The 19,188-nt window shown below is 43.4% G+C and carries 4 protein-coding genes; all 4 read right to left on the reverse strand.

The window, feature by feature from the left end; all coding sequences use genetic code 11:
• Window positions 1-29: 29 nt before the first annotated feature.
• Genes NSU18_RS12225 through NSU18_RS12240 form a run of 4 tightly spaced genes read right to left on the reverse strand, consistent with a single transcriptional unit; the run spans window position 30 to window position 19,161 of the window.
• A complete protein-coding gene (locus NSU18_RS12225) occupies window positions 30-3,974 on the reverse strand; it encodes a non-ribosomal peptide synthetase (RefSeq protein ID WP_341149134.1) in 3,945 nt (1,314 codons plus the stop codon).
• Window positions 3,967-8,787: a type I polyketide synthase gene (locus NSU18_RS12230; RefSeq protein WP_341149135.1), complete on the reverse strand. Its 4,821-nt coding sequence runs from the start codon at window positions 8,785-8,787 to the stop codon at window positions 3,967-3,969. Before NSU18_RS12230 ends, NSU18_RS12225 begins: the two co-directional genes overlap by 8 nt.
• Entirely contained in the window at window positions 8,787-13,604 is a 4,818-nt protein-coding gene (locus NSU18_RS12235; RefSeq protein WP_341149136.1) for a type I polyketide synthase, read from the reverse strand. Before NSU18_RS12235 ends, NSU18_RS12230 begins: the two co-directional genes overlap by 1 nt.
• Window positions 13,588-19,161: an amino acid adenylation domain-containing protein gene (locus NSU18_RS12240; protein WP_341149137.1), complete on the reverse strand. Its 5,574-nt coding sequence runs from the start codon at window positions 19,159-19,161 to the stop codon at window positions 13,588-13,590. Before NSU18_RS12240 ends, NSU18_RS12235 begins: the two co-directional genes overlap by 17 nt.
• Between the last annotated feature and the right edge of the window lie 27 nt (window positions 19,162-19,188).

Raw genomic sequence — 19,188 nt, forward strand, 5'->3', positions numbered from 1 at the left:
ACACCCCGTATCTATTTAATAGACCTCGTTCAGACTTCTTCACAAAATACACTTATCAGTTCAACATAATCCATAAATAGCTGCTCCATCTCAGCGGGTTTTAAGCGTCTGGCGTTGTACATAACTTTGAATTGAATATATTCATCTGGCGCTTCCAGGCTGACAATAATATCGTAAAAGTCCATCATGCCTTCATTCATCTCCAATCTGTCCTTCTCCAGGATGAGCGGGATGATGTCCGGCTGCGCTTTGATGATTTCGTTAATCTCGTTGATTCGGTACTTCTCGCTCATTGTCTCCTTTAATTGCTTATCTGTTTCTTTTACCAGGTCCATAATGCTATCTATCTCGCTGCCGCATAAGCTAACAGGAGCAATAGCCCCCTTTTCAGACAGAGCGGCTTGAATCGTTACTTGCTCTTGCCCGCTTAGCTCCATAAAGAGATACAGATAGAGTGCCGCAAGGATGGTGTTGATATGAAGATTGCCGATCGCTCCGATCGCCTGAAGTTTTTTCACAAGGTGGTCCGGCAAGCGATGCTGAATACTGCCTACTGGCCGGTCTGTATAGTACTGAACAAAATAATGCTCAGGAATCGGGAGCGAATCCAAGCTCACTTTTTTATTCATACTATTTCTCTTATCCAATAGTTTGGACAAGCCTCGGATGGTCGGAGATGCGAAAATAGCCCCGACAGAAATCTGTCCGGGATGCTTGGCCTCTATTCTATTTTGCATCTTTACAAGCAGAAGCGAATCTCCACCGACATTAAAAAAGTTGTCATCCATTCCGATTGTGTCTTTTTCCCTGTGAAGGAGCTCGGACCATAGCTCTGCCAGCTCATTTTGTGCAGGGCTTGCAGGAGGAGCATAACCCGCAGATTTTCTGCTGCTCTCCTCTGGCACAGGCAGCCGCCGGCGGTCTATCTTCCCGTTAACCGAGATCGGAAAGGAATCTAATTGAATCATATAGGCGGGAACCATATATTCCGGTATTTTTCGCAGCAAATATTCCCTTAATTCTTGAATGCCCAGCCTGCAGTCTGCTGTATAATAAGCACAGAGCGCTTTAAAGCTGTTATCTGTTTCAACTGCCATGACCAGGGCTTCATGAATGGAGGAATGCTTAAATAATGCCGCTTCAATATCACCAGGTTCGATTCTGTACCCCCGTATTTTTATTTGATTGTTAATTCTGCCCAAAAATTCAATTTCACCGTCAGGCAACCATTTTCCAAGGTCTCCGGTACGGTATATTCTTTCCTTGGAGCTAAACGGATTTGGAACAAACCGCTCCCTGGTCAATTCAGGATTGTTAAAATATCCCCTGGCCACTCCTTCTCCGCCAATACATATTTCCCCTGCCACCCCTATAGGCTGCACAAGATCATTACGGTCCAGAATGTACACTTTCACATTAGACAATGGACTGCCCAGATTAATCCGTTCTCCTGCATGCAGTTCCTTGACGGTTGCCCAAACCGTTGCTTCTGTAGGACCATACATATTGTAAACCTTAGCACCGGATAGCTGGACGATCTCTTCCAAGAGCTTATCCTGAAACACATCTCCGCCTATCATAATCTCACTTAACCGCGACAGACTGGCGCGGGCTTGATGATTGTCTATTATCATCTGCATTCTTGAGGGCGTGGCCTGCAGCATATCCACCTTTTCGGTATTAATGATTTCAGCGAGTGATGCCGGGTCCAGCTGTTTTTTCACACCTGCAAGGACTACTTTAAGACCCAGAGTCAACGGAAGCAGTGTCTCAACCAGAAAGATATCAAAAGAAATAGTAGTCAGGGCGAGAATCGTTTTTTCCGGTATAAATTCAATTCTATTGGCGATTCCGCTAAAAAAGTTCATAAGCGATACATGTTCTACAGCTACCCCTTTAGGTTTGCCTGTAGACCCCGATGTATATAAGAGGTATGCCATATCACCTGATTGATTGACCGGTTCAGGATTGCAAGATTCCTCTGCATTCATTAATTCAATATCCATAATGACTGCCATGTCTTTGTATAGATCTCCGGCACCCGCCGCAACAAGGATATACTTCGCCCTGCTGTCCTCCAAAATAAGACGGACCCTTTCTTCGGGATAGCTAGGATCAATGGGCAAAAAAGCTCCGCCGGATTTTAGAATACCTAACAAATATCCAATCATATTAAAGGAATGATCCATCATGACAGCAACTATATCTTCCCTGCCCACTCCTTTACCCCTTAACAATCTTGCCGTCCGGTTGGCTAATTCGTTCAATTCTCTATAATTCATCTGTTCCCGGTCCATCACCAGAGCCACCCGGTCAGGCGTTCTCGCAGCCTGCTCTTCAAAAAGTTCATGTATGCATTTGTCTCTGAAAAATGGTGCTTGTGTATTATTAAATTCATGGATATATCTTCGCTGCTCTTCAATGGTTAACATATTTATTTCCATTATTTTTTTGTTTTTATCTTTAGTGATCTCATTCAAAATAGTAAGATAGTGGTCAATCATACGGTTCATCGTTTCATTTTTAAATAAAGCTGTACAATACTCAAAGGTGAAGTGAATCTCATCGCCCAATTCAAAGGCTTCCATCGACAAATCAAATTTTGAAGTGGGATTGCAATGATTAATAGCCGCGGTCTTTGTTTTTCTAATATGGCTTTGAAAGGTAAACACGGTATCAAACAAAGGATTTCTGCTAAAGTTTCTAGGAACATTAAGCTTATTGATAATTTCTTCATATTGATAGTCCTGATATTCAATAGCTTTCAGTTGACTAAGCTTGACTTCTTCCAAGAACAGCTCGATTGTTTTATCCCCCGCCGGATAATTCCTAAGTGGCAGCATATTAATAAAAAATCCAACGAGCTTTTCAACTCCGTCATGATGCCTGCCGGCAGCGGGTGTACCTACTACAATATCCTCCTGGCCGGAATACTTCATTAGGAGAATATTATATGCGGCGAGCAAAACCATATATATTGTGGTTTGGGTCGAACTTGCCAAGCTTTTTAGCTTTTGGGTTAGCTCATGGTTTACTGTAAAGGTGATATGCCTGCCTTCAAATTGCTGCCTTAACGGCCTGGGATAGTCCAGAGGGAGTTCCAATACGGGAAGCGCTCCCTTAAACTGTTCCATCCAGTACTCCTCATGCTTGTTAAGCAAGCCGGAAGCAAGCATATTATTCTGCCATTCCGCAAAATCTTTGTATTGAAACTTCAAAGGAGCAAGGGTCTGGTTATTGTACAGTTTGAACAGTTCATCAATGAGAATATTACCCAGGGAGATTCCATCTGAGATAATATGGTGCATGTCAATAAGCAAGGTATATCCATCATAAGTATTAAACAGTGCAGCTCTGATTAAATTCCCCTTTTCCAAATCAAAGGGTTTAACAAAATCATTCATTACTTGCATTAAATCAGATCTGTCACAGCTTTGTTTATATAATCGAAAATCAAAATTCTCATGTATGAATTCAAAGGGCTCGCCTTCTACAAAGCAAAATGACGTTCTCAATGATTCGTGGCGCCTGATCAGTTCAATAAACGCTGTTTCCAGCTGCTTGACATCCACTCTTGCATCAAGTTCGATCGCTTCTGACATATTGTAGCTGATTCCGGTTTCTGCAATGGAGCTCAACAGGAAGATTCTCTTTTGGGCAGAGGACAACCGATATTTGTCCTTAGTCTCAACCGGTTGAATTCGATACAGATTAGCGGGATTCCCTGCCTGCGCCGTATGCTCCAATTTGTACATCAAATCGAAAAATTTCGTATCCAGCAGAGCTTGGAGGGCAGCTTCACCCTTCAAGCCATCAGCTGTGCCCGTCATCATTCCCTCTAGTATTGCCTTTACAGCTTTTGTATTCTCTTTCTGATTTAGAATTTTCAAACTGTGCAGCGCAGCTTCCTTAGTCATTTCTCCTTGTTTAAGATTTAACAGTATATGGGCATTTATCTGGTCAAGCTCATTCATCCTGATTCCCTCTTTTCGCACTCAATAAGGCAATCCCTTCGGCAATAGAGGTATTCCCGGACTCTATAGTTTCAAGCAAGTGGAGAAGCTGCTCTTCATCCGTTTGAATTTCAAGCTCAATGCCCGTTTTCTCACGGATATAATCTGACATCTCAACGATTGTAGAATAAGTGAAAATGTCCGAGATGCTAAGAATTTGCGGATATACCTTATCAATCTCCCGCAATAACTGCATTGCCAGAATCGAATCCCCGCCCATATTATAGAAGGTTTGGTATACCTGAATCTCTTCTAGGCCAAGAACGTTCCCCCAGATAATGGCCAAACGGCTCTCTATCATTTGTTTCTCCGGATTCTCCAAACCGATTACATTGACATCCAATCGACCTTCTTTTGATGCAGCAATATTCTTACGGTCCTGGGTGATTCTTTGTTCTGCTTCGCGCCGTAAATCTTCACTAAGGCTAAAGGAGGATAGCGACTCTTCAGGAAGGGAAGACATATATTCAAAATTAATACTTCCCGGTAGAATATTAGTTACATCGGCACTCTGAACGTCTTCAAAGACAGCCATTGCTTCTTCAGCACTCATTGCCAAAAAAATCTGATTCTCATCCGAAACGCTATGTTCAGCAGCCATCCCCACTCCCTTCCACAAAGGCCAGCTGATAGAAGTTCCAGGCAATCCTGTATGATTCCGGTACATGGCATATGAATCCAAATAGGAATTAGCTGCAGTATAATCACTCTGCCCTACTCCCCCAAGCAGCGAGGATACAGATGAAAAAAGCGTGAAGAAGTCAAGCTCATCATTTCTTGTCAAATGACCAAGAAGCCATGTCCCGTACACCTTTGGCGAAATGACTTCATCAAAGATCGCTGTGTCCTTGGCATAGATAAGACCTTTTCCTGCTACACCTGCGGTATGAATGATCCCCTTTAATGGCCCCTGGTTTGAACGGATTTTGTTCAAGACCTCTTCAAGCTCAGGGCCGTTGGAGATATCTGCCTTATAGTAGATATACTTTGCACCTGCCTGCTCAAGCTGAGTTAGCCTTTTTATAATTGCGCAGCAATGCAAATCTTCATTCTTATACAGAATTTCCTTCCAGAGATTACGCTTAGGCAGTTCTGTCCTACCGATCAAAGCAATCTCTGCCTGATGCTGGGCAGTAATATGTTTACCAATCTCGAACCCGATCCCCCCTGCTCCTCCGGAAATTACATATACGCCCTCGGTATGATACTGGGCCTCCCTGCCAATAGGATTCAGACTTACCCTGCGCATTTCCTGCAAGTATCGTTGGTTGTGGCGATAAGCGGTGCACGCTGCAGTACCGTGCATAATCTCCGCTATGATCAGATCAATGGATGATTGCCAATCTATATCAATATTTTTGCAGGTTATATGCTCATTTTCCTGGCCAACAACCTTGCTAAGCCCAAACAAGGGGGCGTTGTGGGGTTTGATGACTTCTTCCTTCCCATCCACCAGATTCACATAATCTGAGAGGGTAATCAAATCGGTGTTATAGTTGTATCCGTGAACAGACAACGAGCGTGCAATATTAAAAACGCTGTACACTCCCATTCTCTGGCTGTACTTGAGCTCATCCAGTGAAGAGATATCTGCCTGCTTAGAAATGGACATTGCATGAATTATTTTTTGAATTTTGTATGGTTTTAATTCATGAAACAGCTCGGAATAATCGTTGTCTTCACAGATGGTATACTTCTGGTGATTTAATTGCTGATATCCTTCACCCGATTCTACCTCTATCACATCAATTCCTGATTTCCGTAATCCCATAACCAGTTTATCTGCCCAACCGGATGGGTCTTTAAAAACCAGAAATTTCCCGTATACATCACTTGCGCTTATTTCCCCAAGCGGTGACGAATACCATTGCATTGCAAAGCCGCCGCTGGTCTTGTTCGTAAAAGCAGCTCTTTTAAACTCTTTTTCCGACACTCTTTTTATTGTATAATCAGCAATTTCCATGAAGCAATTTCCATACTCGTCAAGCAGTTCAATATCAAAAGAGATCGTTTCTTTATTGTCGGCGTTCCGTTTTTGGACATAGCTGAAAAATCTAGGCGGCATAGGGCCAAAAACGGTGATTCTTTTATACATTAACGGCAGAAATATTCCTTCCCCAACACTTTGGCTGATAACATTAACTGCACAATCCATCATAGCCGGATGGATATAGTATTGATTCAAATCCTCTTTGAACTCAATTGGAAGGTTCATCTCGGCAATGATTTCTTCGGTTCCCAGATAAACCGTACCCGAGTTAAACCATCTTGGTCCAAACTCAAACGGCCCATTCACATTAGTGAACGCCGATTGGTATTGCCCTTGGCCGCAGTTGCGGATTATTTCCTCAATACTGTAGGTCTTCCCCTGAGAAGTATGGCTTGCAGAAGCACTCCCCTGTACGTGAGTGATCCAGCTTGAGTCGTTTTCTTCATTATCCATCTTACTTACAATGGTGAAATTAAGTTGTCCAGTGCCTTTTTCAACAATAATTAACACTGTCTTCTCTTCCCCCGAATGGACTGCCAACGGTCGAATAAAGGTTACTTCACTTAGCTCCAAAACAGCATCCTTGTAGTATTTGTCAAATATTCTCTTGAACATTTCCAGATAGGTGGTGCCTGGAACAACATGCATATTCATAACTTTATGATCGCTTAATACCCAATGCTCTCCTACAGAGAATCGGGTCTCATACACATCTCTATCCGGAAGCTCGGTGACTCTTCTATGCACCAGAGGATGTTCTTTTTTATGCTCCAAGGCATATCCATGAAACTCAACGACATTGGGCGATGCCCAATATCTCAAACGTTCCAATGGATATGGCGGCAGGGATACTCTGTTTCTTCTGCTGCCTGCATATAATGCCTCCCACTCCACCTCTGCTCCCTTGATATACAATCTGCATAGCTCAGTAAGAGCCGTATCGGCAGCATGAGTGTTGGAATGGATTTCCTGGACTCTTTCCATGGCACTCAAGGTGTACCGCTTTTTTTCTTTTTCTGTAAGCTCATTCGGACTTAATACTTTTTTGCTTGGCGGGACAAGTGTATGCTCGCCGAAGAAGAACCAGGAATTATCCATGTTCATGATTCCCTGTGAAACCAGAAGGTTTAATTTAGTCCTCAGATCAGGCACATCCTGTACAATCAATGCTATCCGAAAAGGATAGTCTCCTCTACCCGTGTTGGCGGTATAGCAAATATCCTGTATGGGCAACGATTCATTTCTGCTCACAAACTGGATATACTTCTTCAATGTATGCTCAAGCCCCGCCTTAGTTTTGGCTGAGAGCTTCAGCAATCCGGGTGCTGAGGTTATATCCTGATCGTGCCGGACAGGCGGAGGTGCCTCTTCCAATACCAGATGGCAATTTGTTCCGCTGAATCCGAACGAACTAACCCCGGCCCGCCGCGGCTTGCCGTTACTGTCCCAGCTGCTCGCGGAATCATTGACAAAAACAGGACTTTCACAAAATTGGATGAATTGATTGGGATATTGAAAGTTCAGACTGGGGGGAATCATCCCGTTTTTCAGAGACATCACAACTTTAATCAAGGAAGCCATTCCGGAAGCGCCCACAAGATGACCGATATTGGTTTTGACTGAGCCTATTCCGCAAAACTGTTTCTTTTCGGTGTATCTGCGAAAAGCATTAGTTATCCCCTTAATTTCTATGGGATCGCCTAAGACTGTACCCGTGCCATGTGTTTCAATGTATCCGATAGTATCCGGTTCTACCTTGGCCTCTTGCCAGGCATCAATAATCAGTTTTTCCTGTGCTTCCGCATTAGGAGCCGTGATTCCGTTCGATGCACCATCGTTATTAACGGCCCCTCCTTTGATCACAGCATAAATATGATCCCCATCATCAATCGCTTTGCTTAAAGGCTTCAACAGAACTGCCGAGGAGCCTTCCCCCCATACGGTGCCGTTGGCTGCATTGTCAAACGTTCTTACAATACCGTCATTCGACTCAACCATATCCATCTGGCTGGCTTGAGCCTTAAACCCGGGGAATATTGAGATATGGATGCCCCCGGCAATCGCCAGCTCACACTTCTTATCATTTATAGCCTGGCATGCCTGATGTACAGCAACCAAGCCGGAAGAACATGCCGTATCTATAACCATGCTTGGACCTTGAAAATTGTAAATGTACGAAATCCTGCTGGCGAGAATACCCGCCCAGGAACCTGTAAGATGCATCTGATGATGTTCAGTTACATATTTGTAATGTGAGGTATTTGTATGGTCCTTTCCTACATATACTCCAACCTTTCCCCCGTACAGCTTATTTCCTCCATAACCCGAGTCCTCGATAGCCAGCATTGCAGTTTCGAGAAAGACACGCTGCAGGGGGTCCATGAATTCGGCCTCTTTAGGAGGAATCCGAAAGAAATCCGCATCAAACTTATCAATTTCATTTAAGTACCCGCCCAAGATATAAATATCTTGTAAATCCGCTTCATTAGTAGCCAGGATCCCATTGAGCAGTTGGGCATGATAAGAATTCATCAGCAGCTGATTGGCGTCGTTCTGTCTTTCATTTGGAAGTTCGCCGATACATGCTTTACCCTGCAGAAGATTATCCCAATACTCGTCAATATCAGCAGCTCCCGGAAATTTTCCGGATATTCCGATAATGGCAATATCTTGCTTGGTCTGAGGAGTGCTTTTTGCTATTTCCATGAGCAGTTCCTTGGCAATGTGCTGAGGCAGCTTTTCATCCGCAACTTGCTGCAATACATAGTTTTTGACCTTCTGCATTAATGCTGACCCTCCCGTTCCATTCTTTTGCTTGCCTGGTTTACATCAATCTCTCCCTTTACAAGCCGGTCCAGAATATCATCAATATCCGCGCCGATCTCCCACTCTTCCTCCCTGCTAGAGTCAGAGTGACTAAGTTGCTTGCGATCAATAAATTCAGCCAAACTTATAATAGTAGGGAAAGTAAATATATCAGCGATATCAACGACTTCACCGAACGACTTCACTATTTCTTTCAATAGCCCCGTCGCCAGTATAGAGTCTCCTCCCAAGTCATAAAAGTTATCATATATATTTATTTCATTCAGTCCGAGCATTTGCATCCAGATTTCTCCCAATGTCTGTTCTGTATGATTAAAATCGTCTTCTGCTCTTCCGGTCAGCAGCAGCTTGGGCTTCATCCCCTGGGGTTGGGACGGCAATTTGTCAGATGCTCTGCTCACTCTTTTGAACGGTTTCAGCCGTGATTTAATAGTGTCGGATACATTCAAAAAGCTATGATCCCAATCTGCCTGAGTTAAGAATGCTTCGTTTAATACACCAGGCAGTACTTGTGCTGCCCGGGATTGTAAGATATGTTCAAACGCTTGGATCCCCATATGATTGGAAATTGATCTGAAAATAGTCCTATCATCCGAAAGACCATAATCAAATGCTATACCCGTCTCGCTCCAGGCAGGCCAGTTAATCGAAACTGTATGTTGGCCCTTGCTGTTTCTGTACCATGAATAGGTATCCATAAATGCATTCGCTGCCGTATAGTCACTCTGGCCTGGGCCTCCCAAAATTGATGTAACCGAAGAGAACATTACAAAAAAATCCATGTTCTCTTTGGAGGTAACCCGGTCCAGATTGTAAGTGCCTTGTATTTTCGCGGCCATAACCTCTTTAAATGTGTCTTCATTTTTCCTGAATATAAATCCGTCACCGGCTATGCCTGCGCAGTGAATAACTCCGTTAACTTTACCGTGCTTCAGTATAATCTGCTCATATACTTTTCTCAGACTGTCAAAATCCGATACATCTACTGTGTAAGCATCAATCTGCGTTCCGCTTTCTTCAATTGCCTTAAGAGATTCCAACTTTTGGGATAGCTTATCATGGTGGTCACCACTGCCAATCAGCAAGTCCCATTTCTGTCTTTCCGGCAATGGCGTTCTGCTGAGGACGCATATATTGACATTATCTTTGGAAGCCAGGAATTTTATCATTTCCATTCCTAATCCTCCTGTGCCTCCAGTGATGATATACACGCCTTGATTGCTTATCGGGATGCGAGATTCATCTGCAGCTATGAAATCTTTGATTTCCATCAGAGGCACATAACGCTGACCGGCACGATAAGATACCCGCTTATTGTCGCTACGGTTCAACTCCAGCCATATATCCCATATATCGGTACCTTCTTCAATATCAATTCCTTTGCAATATATGTTATCGTATTCCTGTCCAATAACTTGGCACAGCCCGAATAAAGCCGCGCTATGCGGATTATATTTCTGCTCTTTACCTGTAACGCGATAGGCGTAATCGGAAACAACGTACATACTTATATTCTTAATTTTCTGGGCAATGAGGGCCTTAGTAAGATAGAACAAACTAATTACACCCTTTTTCAACGCTTCATCCATACTCTTCTGATTATCGTCCCAGATGCTGTCATCCAGTGAATGCAGGTGGATTATACGTTCAATAGAACCTCTGTGCTGGCATGCCTCCAGCAATCTTGTGTAATCTTCTTGGGTGCTGCGGATGGTAAAATGATTATTGCATTCAACATAGCTCTCACCTGCCTGAACTTCAATAAAATCCATTCCTTGTTTTTTGAATTCATCGCTTATTCTGCCGCTTGCTCCCTCACTCCCTTTAAAGAGAATCGTTACTCCCTTTACCGGTTCATGCTGTCTGTTCACGGTCTCATTCTCATTCTCAAGCGGGGACCAGATCATTTCATAATATTGCAGTTCTGTTTGCTTTTTCTCCAGCTGCTGCAAGTGAGTATTGGCTTTCTTTATGGTATAGCCTTCAATTTCTGCGATCGGATCGAACTCAGCATCAAATAGCGTAACATTATACGTTCGGGCTTCTGTGCCAGTGTAGTTGCCCACTTGATGAACATAACTGTAAAAACGCCCGGGGATATTCTTGAATACTTTTATTCTTTTGTAACCAAAGGGAAGATAAAGTCCTTCTCCGATACTGTTTATAGCTAAATTCACCGCACAATCCATTAGAGATGGATGGAGGTTAAATACTTGCAGATCCTCATTATAAATTTCAGGGAGCTCCAAATAGGCCAGCGCCTCATTAGCACCTTGGAACATTTCCACTATAGTCTTCCATCTGGGCCCCGTCGTGATCGCTTCTTCTTCCTGGGATTGATTAAAAATCAAGCCGGGCTGGTCTTTAAAACGATTCCACAAACTTTCCATATGGTCATTAGCTTGCTTCTTTGGAGGCTCCGTAAATATGATGCTGCCCACCGCATGCTTGGTCCAATCTCCGTCACCATCTGTTGCTGACTTGCTGGCAATGACAAATTCCGGGATTTCCGAAGTTGTCACACAAATGTGAACGGTTTTCGTTTTCCCTTCCTCTACGATCATTGGAGTCAAAAATGAAACATTGCCAAGCTTAAATGAATGTTCGGGATAACTCTCATAACAAATATTGACCATCATGTCGAGATAAGCGGTTCCGGGTAAAACACATCTTCCCATAACTCTGTGCTCACTCAGTATCCAGTTTTTTTCTGGACTGAGCTCAAATATGTACACATCTTCATTCACTGATCTTATGAGTTTTTTACCAGCCAGCGGATGCAGCTCCCGGCCGTCAGTGACCGGACCCAGATTAATCCAGCAACGGCTTGGCATAAATGGATAAACAGGGAGGCTGATCCTGTGGTATTGACAGGGTTCATACATATCGCTCCAATTGACATCCGCACCTGCAATATATAAACCGCATAACTCCTTTAACTTATCCTCCACAGCAGTGCCAGTCACACCGGCCACTTCAAGTGTAAGGTTGCGGCATATGCCTGTAATCCGATTGAACTCTTCCTCCGACAATTCTTCCGCTTCGGTCCTGTGCTTATGACTGGAGATAAGATGATGCCCACCGTAATATACCCCATCACTTCCGCTGCCGTTCATACTCTGATTCAACAACAAATGTAACCGGGAGCGCAGATCATCTAAAGTTGTGAACAGTATAGCTGCACGATAAGTGTAGTGGCCTCGTCCGGTATTGGCGGTGTAGCATAAATTATCCAGGTGGATATCGCCGGCCTTAGACGTAAATCTGCAATACTCTTCCATCAAATCATGCAAACTCTCTCTTGTTTTCGCTGATAAGGTTAAAATTCTCAACTTATCCTGTACGGGTTCAGACCCTTCCGTGACTGAAGCGGGGGCTTCTTCCAGAATCACGTGACTGTTTGTGCCACTCAGGCCAAAAGAACTTACACCGCATCTTCTTGGTGAGCCCTCACATTCCCATTCCCGCAAAATATCATTTACAAATACCGGAGAATCACTAAAATCTATTTTGGAATTGGGTCTTGTAAAATGCAGGCTGGGTGGCAGCTTCTTATACTTCAATGCCAATACCGCTTTAATCAGCCCGGCAATTCCCGCCGCATGATCCAAATGCCCGATATTGGATTTCACCGAACTTACCGCACAAAATTGTTTTTTACCGGTGTATTCCCTGAAGGCCATATCTATACCGTCTATCTCCAGCGGGTCGCCAAGCCGGGTTCCCGTGCCATGGGCTTCAATATAAGTGATGGTCTCCGGATCTATCTTCGCCTGCTCCCAGGCTTCTATCAGCAGATCCTTTTGAGCCAGTGGATTAGGAGCTGTAATCCCAATGGAGTTCCCGTCCTGATTAATCGCCGATCCTTTAATGACTGCATATATATTATCTTTATCTTGTATGGCCTTGTTAAGCGGCTTAAGAAGAATAACCCCTACTCCTTCTCCAAGCCCGGTTCCTTCCGAGGAAAAGTCGAATGTTCTCGCTCTGCCATCGGGAGATTCGATATTGATATCAACCGGACCGCTTTTTTCCGTTGTTAGAGGCAAAAGACTCAACTTGATTCCCCCAGCCAGAGCCATATCGCAATCATTGTTTCGAATCGCCTGGCAAGCCAGATGTACTGCAAGGAGGGCTGATGAACAAGCAGTGTCTACAAGCATACTCGGCCCCTTTAAGTCCAATAAATAGGCCAGCCTTGCCGCAATCATAGATTTAATATTTCCAACAAAAGAAAGATTCATATCCTCACTCTTGCATAGCTGAAGAAAAGCTTTGTAATCGTCGCCTGAATCAGAGCTGTTACCCAAATATATTCCTGTCCGGGTTCCAGAGAGTTTATTTCCCCCATAACCTCCATCCTCGATCGCATGATAGGCCGCTTGTAGAAATAATCGCTGGTTCGGGTCCATAACACTTGCTTCCCGGGGAGATATCTTAAAAAAGGAGTAATCAAACTTATCAATGTCGTCTATATACCCTTTTTTTGCGTAGTCTGGATGATCTGTATCTTGAATATATTTCAAGAAGTCATCCAGATCTGCTTTTCGCCTTGCTGGCAATTCCCTGATCCCATCTTTGCCTTCTGCTATCAGATTCCAAAATTCTTCAAGGTTACTGCTCTCGGCAAACCTGCCAGAAACGCCTATAATGGCAACTTCAGTATTCTCATTCTGGTTTCTCTGCTTCAGCAATTTAATCAGTTGAACGGCAGATGGTTTACTGATATTGTTTTGAGCCGTATTTTCAATAATCAGCTTAATAATCTCTTCCACGTTTTACCTCCATATTCAATATTCCTTGAACAATATCATCCGTAGATATATCCTCTGCTGCACCCAGTTCAAGCCACTTCATGATTTCATCATCCATATTCACATCGGCGATATCCGTTTTTTCCTCCTGTTGCCCTGCAATTCTCTCTAAATGTTTTGCTAACTTGAATACGGATGGGTATTTAAAAAGATCAACAATCTTAATGTGATCCGGATACCGCTCGTGAAGGATCGATTGCATTGTTGTCAAAATCAGTGAATTGCCGCCCAAATCAAAAAAGTTATCATGTATGCCAATCTCATTCATATCAAGCAGTTCACTCCAGAGATTCACCAAATACTTCTCTGTACTACTGGTTGGACTTGTATACTCACTGCTCATTGCGGGCCTTTGGCTTAGGTCCAGTTCAAGCAGACGTTTTTTCTCGATTTTCCCATTGGGCAGCAGAGGCATACTTTCAATGGCAATAAAGCGTGCAGGTATCATGTAATCGGGCAGACTCTCTTCCAAAAATGCTTTGATTTCATTTACAGTCAATTGCACCCTCGCCACATAAAAGCATAATAATTCAGTGCTATTATTGCGTTCATCTGCGATTGCCGACACTGCATCGACCGCAGGATGCTTCATTAGAGCATTTTCTATTTCACCTGTTTCCACACGGTAGCCGCGAATTTTGACCATACCATCCTTTCGCCCCAGATATTCTATATTTCCATCCGGCAGGTATTTGCCAACATCGCATGATTTATACATTAGGCTATCCGCTTTCCCGGTCAGAAAGGCTTGCCTGCTCTGATCCTCAGCCTTGTAGTAACCGTTAGTAATATTAGCTCCGCACATATAGATTTCCCCCGGAATGCCTGCAGCACAGAGGTTCATATCCTGATCCAATATAAGGATTTGGTTATTGTTGACCGGCCTGCCGATCGGAATTTTATTCATTGTATCCAGCTTATCCCGTGGAATCGTATAACTTGATATCCATATGGTGGCTTCGGTAGGTCCGTACATATTCAATATTTCCGCTTTTTTAAAGCAGACTGCTATCTCCTTAGCCATTTCTGTGCTCCACACTTCACCACCCAGCATTACTTTGCGTACCTTCTCCAGCTTTGCGTTAATGGACGGGCCGCTTTTAAATGCAGCCAGCATTTGATTCATTAACGAAGGGACAGAGTGCCATATCGTAATACCTTTATCTTCAAGATAATCTATGAAAGCGCGGCTATCCCTGAGGAGCTTTGGAGACATTAAATGAAGCTCTGCTCCATTAAGTAAAGCACCAAATATTTCAAATACAGAAATATCAAAACTGATGGAGCTGACCAGCATCATTTTATCTGTCCGGGTTATCCGGTTATGAACGGTAGCCCATGTAATAAAATTATCCACATTGGAATGTGTAACCATCACACCTTTGGGCTGTCCGGTAGAACCGGAAGTATACATAATATACATAAGATCAGCATAGTGATTACTTTGCGGATGATTATCAGGGCTGTGGTCCGCGAGGTCGGCCCTGCTGTACATCCTATCCGTTGGTGAAGCTGGTTCGCTGCCTGTTACATTAAGGATTGCAAGTTTGTCATTCATACTGAGCGTAAGCGCCTCTTCCAGATGTTCATGTTCCGTTATAATGAACTTTGAACCGCTGTGTTTAGTCATATAAGCCAGTCTTTGTAAGGGATACGCCGGGTCCAACGGAACATATGCACCGCCAGCCTTAAGAATACCCAATATGCTTGCAATTGCGTGTATGCTTTTATTCATCAGGACCAGAACAGGCTCGTTTGGACCAACTTGCTCTGACAACAGCAGGCCTGCAATCCGATTAGCATAATGATTGAGCTCTTGATAGGTTAGGCTGCCTTCCTCGCTTACCAGAGCAATCTGATCAGCATGGAGCTGAACCTGTTGTTCGAATCCTGAATTTAAGGTTAAACCAGGCTTATACTTACCCGTATGCCCTGCCGAATGACTAAGCAGCAGCTCTTTTTCCTTCGCCCCAAGCATATCAATATCTGCAATCTGAATAGAGGAAGCAGCGACGATTTCCCGGATAATATGAATGTAATGCCCCGCCATCTTCTCTATGAAATCTCTGCTGAACAAGTCCGTCGCGTACTCTAAACTCATGGAGATGACACCAGCCTCTTCCATTGCTTCGAGCGTCAAATCATACTTTGAGAACTTATGCTCCATTTCAAATTCTGATATTTTTAAATCCGTAATCCCTATAGGCTGTTTTTTCATGTTTTGCATAATAAACATCGTGTCAAATAGGGGACTGCGGCTCAGATCTCTTTTCAGAGCAAGCCGGTCTACCAGATCTTCAAATTGACATTCCTGATTACTATAAGCTTTCATTACGTTTTCTTTTACTTCCAATAGAAAATCTATAAATTTCTTATCCCCTGACGGATAATTTCGCATTGGCAATGAGTTAATAAATACACCCATCATGTTCTCTAGCTTGACATGGGATCTTCCTGTAACAGGTGAGCCGATAATAATATCTTGCTGATTCGTATACTTGTACAACAAAACATTGTATGCCGCCAGCATTACCATATATAAGGTTGAACCGGTCTGTAAGGATAAATCCTTCAGTCCTTCTGCTAACTCCTGATTAATCCTGCAATTCAGCCTGCTTCCCTTGTAGGTCTGAATTTCGGGGCGATTCTTATCCAGGGGCAGCAACAATTGAGGGAGATTACCGTCGCCAAATATATCCAGCCAATATTTCCTTTGTCTGGATATATCTTCACTTTCAAGTCTGCGGTTATGCCATTCTGCATAATCTTTATACTGCAATTCCGGTTTGTTCACCGGCGCACCAATGTAACCGTCAATAATTTCTTGAGCCAATATCCCCATCGTTGTTCCATCCGAAACAATATGATGGCAATCCATTACAAAGATATGCTTGCTATCTTCTCTTTTTATCACCATTGCGCGAAAAAGCGGTCCTTTTTCTAAATTAAACGGCATAATAAAATCACTGATTATCTTTTCAATATCTTGAACGGGATCTGCGACATATTGCAGCCTAAAATCAAAATTCTCGTGAATTCTTTGAACCCATTTCCCTTCCTGCATTTCAAAAGTGGTTCTGAATACTTCATGATTATCAATGACCTTGACTATAGCCCGGTTTAACCGTTCACTATCGAGGCTTCCCTCGATAACTAAAGACACTGGCAAATTATATGCCAGGCTTTCCTCATCGAGCTTATACAGCAGCAACAGACGCTTTTGGGCCGCAGAGAGCGGGTAAACATCTTTTTTCTCGGCAGGAAGGATATCGCTCTTTGCAACTGCGCTTATTTCCGGCTGTCCGCTAATCATTGAGAACTCGGCTACGGTTGGGTACCTGAGCACGTCGGATACCTCAATCTTTCGGCCTATCGGTTCTTCCAGAAAATTAGCAATTCTAGCAGCATGGATAGAGTCTCCGCCTGCGGTGTACAAATCCCTGTTAATGTCTATCTCCTGATAACCGAGAACATTCGCCCAAGCCGAAGCTACGAGCCGTTCCATGTCTGAGTACAGACCCGAATCTCTGCCCAGCAGCCGGACATTAGCAGCAACATTAGCTGCAAAGCTTGTAGAATCCGTTCCTATTGAACGTTGATTTCGTGTGACATGAATCGGTTGCTCCAGCTTAAACCAGGAACGTTCTCTCGCAAAAGGATAAACTGGCAATCCGGCAATCTTGTATCTATGTTGTCTGTATAATTTCTCCCAGGCTATATCCGCACCCGCAATATAATCCTTACACAGTAACTTCAATATGTTCTCTTTCTCATATTGGCTCAAGTTAGGACTAAGATACTCCTTCAGCCTGTTTTCCGTATATGTAATCCAGCTATTTTTCCCCTTTTCCGCTTGCGAATCAGCGCTTGTCTGATAGAACATGCCCATATCATTACATAACCACAGATCATCCAATCCACTAAGAAGCTCTAGTTGGGCGGATAAATCATTAATGCCGGTTACAATAAGAGCTAAGCGGTTAGTATAATGCCCTCTGCCTGTATTCACGGTATAGCAGATATCCTCAATGGATGCACATTGATTAACATTTATATAATTAGCAAAGGATCGGACCAGTTGCTTTAAAGAGTTTACATTTTTGGCTGACAGCGTAAATATTTCATTCCCGGAATTGACATGAGAAGATACTCTGTTCTTATACGATTCAAGGATGATATGGCTATTGGTCCCGCTAAGTCCAAATGAACTGACACCACAGCGTATCAGTGCATCCTCTTCAAACCGCAGCAAGTCTGTATTCACAAATACGGGTGATTCCTGAAATCTAATGTTCCGGTTAGGACGCTCAAAATGAATGGATGGCGGTAATATCTTGTGATTAACAGATAGGGCAGCTTTAATCAAGCCCGTGATGCCGGCGGCACTGTCCAGATGCCCAACGTTGCTCTTAACCGATCCAATAGCACAAAATTGTTTTCTGGCGGTATATTTACTGAACGCTTTAATAATTCCATCAACTTCAACAGGATCTCCCAATGGGGTCCCAGTACCATGGGCTTCTATAAAAGAAAGAGTCTCCGGATGAACGCGCGCATCCTTCAAGGCCCGTAAAATCACATCTTCTTGAGCAGCAGTACTAGGAGCGGTTATCCCATTGGAATTACCGTCCTGATTAATTGCGCTCCCCTTAATTACAGCGTATATATAGTCTCCGTCTTCAATGGCTTTCACTGCCGGTTTTAAAAGAATAGCAGCGACTCCTTCACCAAGTCCTGTCCCGTCAGAGCTATTGTCAAATGTACGGGTCAGCCCGTCTTTGGATATGATCTCCAAACCCTCATTCTGTTCTGCTTTGACCGGAAGCAGGGCGATATTAACACTACCTGCCAAAGCGTATTCACATTCATCATTTCTTAAGCTTTGACATGCAATATGCACAGCAACTAGTGAGGAGGAACAGGCTGTATCCACAATCATACTGGGCCCTCTGAAATCAAGCAGATAAGCGATACGGCTTGCGATAATTGATCTTATATTACCGACTGTTGAGGCATTGTATTGGGATGGGGCACCCACTTCTATCAATCTTTTATATTCATCTGCAGAACTGGAACCAACAAAGACACCGGTTCTGCTGCCTTTGAGTTTATCCCCCCCATACCCCGCATCCTCCAGAGACTTCCAGGCTGTCTCCAAAAATATTCTTTGCTTGGGATCCATTAACTCAGCTTCTCTAGGGGATATACGAAAAAATTCATGATCAAATTTATCAATCTCAGGGATAAAAGCACCTTTGCAGTATTTTGGGCGGGCTTCATCCATTCCTTGTTGTAAATACAACGATTGTATATCTTCATCCCGGACAGAAGGAAAATCACCCACCAGATCTTTTCCATGAATCAGAGCATCCCAAAAACACTTCCAGTTCTCAGCTTCAGCAATTTCACAGGAAATCCCTATTATTGCAATATCTCTGTCCGGCAACTCCACTTCCTGAATGACAATCTCATCATCAGATGCTTTAGATGCGGTTAGGTCAAATAATTTATTGATCATTATGCCCTCCATACTTCTGATTATTGA

The organism is Paenibacillus sp. FSL H8-0048, from assembly GCF_038002825.1.
Classification (GTDB): domain Bacteria; phylum Bacillota; class Bacilli; order Paenibacillales; family Paenibacillaceae; genus Paenibacillus_AQ.